Source organism: Paramagnetospirillum marisnigri (assembly GCF_001650715.1).
Taxonomy (GTDB): Bacteria; Pseudomonadota; Alphaproteobacteria; order Rhodospirillales; family Magnetospirillaceae; genus Phaeospirillum; species Phaeospirillum marisnigri.
Window position 1 is genome coordinate 1 of sequence record NZ_LWQT01000105.1, and the last position, 3,454, is coordinate 3,454.

The window sequence follows — 3,454 nt, forward strand, 5'->3', positions numbered from 1 at the left end:
CTATCGTTTGCGCAAGACGTGCCTGCGGAGACGCGCATAGGTCATCCAATGGCAGAAGTTGCGAATCTCGCTCGCGAGCATGCGAAGAAAGTCATCTTTCAGACACAGAGGCATGGAACTCCCTCCCCGAGATATGCATTCAGCCGTAGGTTTCATTGCCACAATAATATCAGACGATACCGCAAGTGAAGAGCCAGTTCCTCCCCCGTCATTCTGACGGACCGGAGTGGCAGGATAGTTGGATCACTCAGAAATTTTCCATGATCTTGGCCTTCTGTCCGTCGTAGTCGGCCTGGCTGATCAGGCCCTCGTCGAGAGCGGTCTTCAGCTTTCTCAGGCGATTGATCGGATCGTCGCCTCGGCTGGCAACCACCGGCTTGGAGCGATCAGAAGGAATGGGAACGGCAGGCTTCGGCCGGGCATTGGGAGTGATATTTGGCGCTCCACTGGACACCCGATAGAGAAGCCACCTCAGACCTCCGGTTACCGGACTCATTTCCAGCCCTGCGGCCGCGGACAGGATCGCCTTGATCGACGGTATGCGGATGGAATTCGATCCACAGGCCAGCGCAAGCCGTGCCGCCCAATCGCGAACGTAAAGGTCATCAAAGGCGGCAAGCCGCTGGAACAGTTCCGAGCCATGCGGATTGAGGAAATCCGACCGGGTGAAGATGAGGTTCTCGCCACTGTGGCAGTGCTTGAGCAATCCGGGTTCGAACACCAAGGCCCGCAACGACAGTTGCATCACCAGCATGGAGAAGTGATCCAGCGTCGCATCGAAATGCGTCTCGTTGCGTTCGGGGTGCTGGAAATTGATGCTGCCGAGCAAGGTGCAGGGCAGCCCGCTCAGTTCAGGAAGATACATGGAATCGTAATCGATCAGCTTCAGCCGACCATCAGGTCCGATCAGAATGTTGTCGTGTTTAAGGTCGCCATGAGCGACGCCACGGTTCAGCAGATTCAGGCAAAGCCGCGCCCAGGCCCGGCTCATGCCTGCGATGCCGCCGCGCTTGTCGCTATCGCACAGGGTCTGGACCAAGGCGCCGATGGTGCGGCCAGGGACCCAAGGCATGCTGATGACCGGATATTCACCGTGCTTGGCGATGGACGACGTCACGTAGAGTTCGTCGCGGTGAAACCGAAGCGGCACCATATAGGGCGAGCCGCTGGCAGCGACGAAGCCGGAGATTGCTTTGTAGCGGCGCTCCAGATCGGGAAGATCACGGATGAAGCACTTGATCGCCAAGAGCGACCCTTGGGAATCGGTGACCCGGAATACCCCGGCGAAATTTCCGGCGAGAAACTGCGGGTGGCCTCGGGCATCCTTGAACGGTGTCACCTGTAGAGTGGCGAACCGGGCCTTGGCGTTGGAGAGTGCTGCCTTGTAGTCCGCCAATACCGGGAACGTCACTGTTCGAACTCCGTGGTCCGAGCGTGTGACGAAGCCTCGGCGGCTTGGTTAAAAACGATGGCCGGCCGGGTGCCGATATCGAGCAGTTTGACCAGCGCGACGGCATCGGCATTGAACGCCATGCCGCGCAGGGTCGGGGTGGTCTTCAGGTCGCGCTCGAACAGTTCGCAGATGATGGCGCGATGGCGGCCCGACAACTCGCTCGACATCTCGAACAGCAGGCGGGCATAGGTGTCGTCGGGCAGTTGGCCGGCGCTGGACGGGAACACCACCGGCGCGTCGTCGCCGCCGGAAATATGGCAGTTCATCAGCAGGACGTGGCCGTCATTGGTCTTTAGCCCGGTCAACCGCCGGGCGGTCGCCAGAAGTTCTTCGTCGCTGTCCACATCGTTGGCCATGCCGTCGGTAATATTGATGACGGCCGGGGGGAATGACCCGGGGTTCGCGGAAATCCAGGGTTCCAGGATCGATTGCGCCAAGCGCAGCGCTCCGTTCATCGGGGTGCTTTCCACCGCCACCGGCGCCACCCAACGCGAAACGGCGACCCGTTCGACCACCGGCTGGCCGCGAACCATGATGGTGGTTTCTTCCTCGATGGTATCGGCGTTTTCCGCCACCTCGGAGATGGGCACCAAGCTGCGCCCCGCCAAGGCTCCCAGCCAGCAGAACTCGGCGCGGTTAGTGCGCCCATAGCCGATGACGCCGATGTCGAAATAGTCCCGGACACCTTCATCACGCATACAGCGGTTGATCAACTCGTCGAGGGTTCGGTTGAGCGCATCCGCCACCACCTGGGCCCGGCTGATCGTCTGGCCGTTATCATCGACACCGAAGGTGGTGTTCATGGATTTGGATTGATCCACTAGAAAGATAAAGGCGCCGCGCTGGTCGCGGCTGATTTCCTGTGAATAGGCCACGGATCACGTCTCCTGTGGTTGAGCACCGTTACGATTTTCGCTGGAGGGGATCTCTGCCGACGAAATCAGTTCACATCCGGAGCCTTGATCACGAAACAACCGGAGGCCCAGAATCTCACGCGTCATCACTTTAGCAAAGACTGTGGCTCCATCAAATTCTTGGACAAAACAGCATGAAGCGCTGACGGCAAAAGCGCGAATATGAGAGTGATTATTAACTTCTTTTGCTGCTGACGTATTGTTATCCGCTTGCAGACTATTGTCGAGCCGGCGAATTTGTGCAACAAGACATGTATGTATTTATCTCTTTCCCAGAGGAGTTAGGTTATGGCGGCACAGATGGCAACAGGTATGGCTGGTGGGACCGCCGCGAACGCTGCAGCTCCCGCAGCTGGCGGCGCGGCCATGGCTGCCGCGGCGGCTCCGGAAATCGAACGTGAGGGTGCCGCTCAGGCCGCCGGCATGAAGGCCGGTGGGGCCAAGGCCGGCGCCGCCAATGGCGCAACGGCCAAGACCGGGGCGGCTAAGGCTGCCGCGGCAGAGGTTGAACGCGAGGCGGTGACCGCCAAGGCTGCGGGCATGAAAGCCGCTGGAACCAAGGCGGCGGCTGGTGGCGCCAATCAGGCGGCCATGGCCGCCAAGGGAGCTGGCGCAGCCACCAAGGTCGCCGTGACCGGCGTCAAGGGCAAGGCCATGGTTGCCGCCGGTGGAGCCGGTGCTGCCGGTGCCGCAGCCGGTGCCGCCACGGGTGCTTCCGTCACTGCCAGCCCCATCGCCGCCGCCACCAGCAGCAGCGCCATGCTGTCCGCCAAGGGCGTCAGCTTGGGCCTCGGCCTGGGTCTGGGTGCCTGGGGGCCGGTGCTGCTGGGCGTGGTTGGAGTGGCGGGCGCCGTCGCTCTTTATGGATATTACAAGAACCGCAATGCCGAGCCGGCTGCGGCCGAAGCCGTCTGAAGGAGGACGAAATGACCGCACAGACTGTCGGGTTGTCGCAAGAAACCGGAACCAGTTACAAGCCCCTGGTGATGGCTGCCCTCAGCTATCTCGGTATTCTTTGTTTTGTGCCTTTGATGCGCAACAAGGATGACGAATACGTTCAGTTCCATGCCAAGCAAGGGCTGGTGCT

At 60.6% G+C, this 3,454-nt stretch carries 3 protein-coding genes; 1 reads left to right on the forward strand and 2 read right to left on the reverse strand.

The annotated features are described in order from the left end of the window. Positions 1-247: 247 nt before the first annotated feature. Positions 248-1,411, reverse strand: coding sequence for a serine/threonine protein kinase (locus A6A04_RS18435; protein WP_008615045.1), 1,164 nt, complete (start codon positions 1,409-1,411; stop codon positions 248-250). Further along, positions 1,408-2,328, reverse strand: a complete 921-nt coding sequence (locus A6A04_RS18440; RefSeq protein ID WP_008615046.1) for a hypothetical protein — start codon at positions 2,326-2,328, stop codon at positions 1,408-1,410. Before A6A04_RS18440 ends, A6A04_RS18435 begins: the two co-directional genes overlap by 4 nt. 405 nt (positions 2,329-2,733) lie before the next feature. Here A6A04_RS18440 and mamG point away from each other — a divergent pair, with 405 nt between their 5' ends. After that, entirely contained in the window at positions 2,734-3,282 is a 549-nt protein-coding gene (gene mamG / locus A6A04_RS22750) for a magnetosome protein MamG (RefSeq protein WP_245651287.1), read from the forward strand. The last annotated feature ends 172 nt before the right edge of the window (positions 3,283-3,454 follow it).